Source organism: Pseudoalteromonas sp. BMB (assembly GCF_001709235.1).
Classification (GTDB): Bacteria; Pseudomonadota; Gammaproteobacteria; order Enterobacterales; family Alteromonadaceae; genus Pseudoalteromonas; species Pseudoalteromonas maricaloris.
Window position 1 is genome coordinate 1 of record NZ_MBQA01000082.1, and the last position, 321, is coordinate 321.

Sequence of the window (321 nt, forward strand, 5' to 3'; positions counted from 1 at the left end):
CCCCTCACCTCGTGTGCCACGGACTTGCAAGTTGAATTTGGCAGCAATGTCTTCAAGTACCTTCTTGTCCTTTGCTAATTTGGGCAAAGCAATGTGGACAGAAGCTCGGATGGTTGTACCCAAGTTAGTTGGACAGAAAGTTAAGAAACCAAGTCTGTCATCTCGGGAGAATGGTAATTTTGACTCAATACTGTTGACAGCGTTGACCAGACGCTTGTAGACGGCATTAAGGTCACCACCTTTTTGCATGGAGATAATTCTCAAGTGATCCTCTTCGTTGCACCATACCAGGAAAGTTTTGGCATCATTGTGGAAAATACC

Annotated in this window: 1 pseudogene; it reads right to left on the bottom strand. The window is 44.9% G+C overall.

What is annotated here, in order from left to right:
* A pseudogene (locus BB427_RS07210) lies at window positions 1-318 on the bottom strand (phosphagen kinase); the annotation flags it as partial.
* Window positions 319-321 lie beyond the last annotated feature (3 nt).